The sequence below is a fragment of the Salinivibrio sp. HTSP genome, from assembly GCF_003390965.1.
Lineage (GTDB): Bacteria > Pseudomonadota > Gammaproteobacteria > Enterobacterales > Vibrionaceae > Salinivibrio > Salinivibrio kushneri.
This window is the reverse complement of sequence record NZ_PXUD01000050.1, coordinates 1-2,487: the sequence shown is the minus strand read 5'-3', so window position 1 is coordinate 2,487 and position 2,487 is coordinate 1. Positions and strand designations below refer to the sequence as shown.

3 protein-coding genes are annotated in these 2,487 nt (G+C 37.8%); all 3 read right to left on the bottom strand.

What is annotated here, in order from left to right; translation table 11 throughout:
• Window positions 1-29: 29 nt before the first annotated feature.
• The gene (locus tag C7A19_RS10280; protein WP_116644837.1) at window positions 30-473 is read right to left on the bottom strand and encodes a hypothetical protein; all 444 of its coding nucleotides are present in this window, start codon (window positions 471-473) and stop codon (window positions 30-32) included.
• Window positions 460-1,215 (bottom strand): DUF1266 domain-containing protein, encoded by a 756-nt coding sequence (locus tag C7A19_RS10275; RefSeq protein WP_116644836.1) that lies wholly within the window; start codon window positions 1,213-1,215, stop codon window positions 460-462. The genes C7A19_RS10280 and C7A19_RS10275 overlap by 14 nt, the downstream gene beginning before the upstream one ends.
• A 117-nt stretch (window positions 1,216-1,332) precedes the next feature.
• Window positions 1,333-1,950, bottom strand: a complete 618-nt coding sequence (locus tag C7A19_RS10270) for a GGDEF domain-containing protein (protein ID WP_116644835.1) — start codon at window positions 1,948-1,950, stop codon at window positions 1,333-1,335.
• Window positions 1,951-2,487: the final 537 nt, after the last annotated feature.

The window sequence follows — 2,487 nt, the reverse complement described above, 5'->3', positions numbered from 1 at the left end:
CGGCGATAACGTCGATAAGTGGGTCAATTTTAAACTGGCGTTGACAATAGATCCCATAGGTCACGAATTACGAACGACGGAATCCATAATCTATCAGCGACAAACACGCCAAGTTCTTTCGAAAGAGGGACAGATTGGTCTAGGGGTAATAATTCAATATGTGTAACCCATTTAGCCCATTCTCTTTCATAACCTGGTGACAGTTCTCTCTCAAGAAAAGATTTTATATTATTAAGCGTCTCATTAAACTCGCTAATTGAGGGACTCTGTACGGTTGAAACTACATCATCTGTATCACAGATAGTTTCTTCTCTTTCCAATAAACTAAGAGCAGTTTCGTATTTTTCTCTAAGCTCTTTAAACCCCTCAGGATTGTCTTCTGGGTGGTTATCTCTAAGCTTCAGTTTGTACTTCGTCTTTAATTCTTCTGGACTTGTATTTTCATCTAAGTCAAAAAACTCAAGCGGATTCATTATATTCCTCACTTTCGATCAGTGGTTTAAGCGAGTCAGGGATATCCATGTCAGGAAGATAAACGCCATCCCAAGGCATCCAACGAATTGGATTCTCTTTATCTTGGAAACTGAATTGCAAACGATTTTTTAGTCTGTTGCGCAGTCCTTGATTTAAAAAGATACTACAGGCCTCTTCCTCATTGAGGTCATTTACTAGGTAGGCCCAATAGCAACTACCAAGAATCCATGAATGAGTATATTGTTGCCAAGACTTATAAAAAAACTTTGCTTTTTGAGCTATAACAGTATGAATGTAATAGAATTCGTCTTCGGATAACCAATCTACTTTCAGACCCTCTCTTGCAAGAAAACACGCTCGTCCGTAATCATAGCCACGTGTGCCACCTAGACCTAATATATCGTAAGTCATTGAAACAAAATCTATTTCTGCTCTTTCTCGGCTAGGTGAAAAGCTTGATGCGAAAACTGACCATTCATGAGTTGTGGAGCTCGCATACTTCGCATAGAGGTGAGATAGGAAGTGCCCATGCGTGCCTTTATAAACAAGAGAATGTATGTGATGATAAAGAGAGGACCTATTTTCAATTCCCCAATCTCTTTCTAATATCTGGTAACAACACTCTTTGCTGTTTACCCAGTAAGGATCTAAATACTTTCTTTCCCCTTCAAAAATACTCGTATGAGGTGCGCCGAGAGTTAAAAGCCAATCTTTATAACTGACGTTTTCGCTTGCTCGCATTTTGCGTTACCGGTGAATGAAAACAAGACGATAACATAGCTTTTTTTTCGACATTATTGCATAGAATATGCTACAAAAAATAAAATTTTGGTGCGAGATCACACTTTATGGTGAGTGTTACTCGTATTCAGCAATGACTTTATTCTTTCCTTCTTTTTTCGCTCGATATAGCAGTATATCTGCTTGCTCCAGAGACAATGAGCGGGGCTTTTTTATATGGTACCTCAGGCCTGCGCTCACTGTTACACGTTCAGGTTCTGATAAAAAAAATGGTGTACTTTTTTCTATCAAAGTTACAACTTCATACGCATAGCGCTTTGCACTCTCGAAGTTATCAAATCGGGTTACAACTGCAAATTCCTCGCCACCGATTCTTGCGACGATCTCGCCATTAGTTGATGCTCGTTTCAATATCTCAGCGACATATTGAATGACAGTGTCACCAACACCATGCCCGTAGTTATCATTAATAGACTTAAAATTATCTATATCTAGAATGAGAAGCCCTACTTTATCAAGTCCGTTGAACTCTTCGAGTAAATCAGAAAAAAATCGTCTATTTTTCAGGCCAGTAAGGCTATCTGTGGTTGATAGCATTTGTAGTCTTTTATTAGTTTCCTCTAAGTCTTTTGTCTTACGAGCTATCGCCAGTTTTACACTTACCTTATGAACAAAGTAGGCAGCAATAATAACGAGTAGTATCAAAAGAATTAGATCTGCCGAAATATTAGTCATAGTAGCAACTCATAGCAAGCAAATATTATTAAGTAACGAGAAAAATGAAATCCGTTAATTTTTGTAAAAAAAAATCAGATGCCTATCATCTATGCAATAAAGACAGTAATCAAGAATGATACCTGTCTCGTTTTCGAGACGACTGTAGATATTGTTTGGCATGTTAACCGAAAATGTTTACATCGCCGTTAATGAATTTGGCTTTATGTATATTAATTGTGTATTAGCACTAAAGTACCAGCATTATTGATATTATTGTAATTAGGTAGCTAATGGATGTCTAGTTAATCAGCAGCTAGAGGGGATTCTCAGTTTCATTATGTGATAATGAACTGGATTATGGTGTGATTGTTGCGTCTTATCGAATTAACAGAACGTGTCTTGTGCGATTTTGAAACAATATTGAAAAGAGCTATTTACATGGTTGAAATTGAAGTTTTGTTGTTGGCATTACTACGAAGTCGCGGATTCACCCGCGAAGTGCAACACTTTCGTCTGCAGCCTGACATAACTTGTTAAAGATTACGCTAGGCTGCC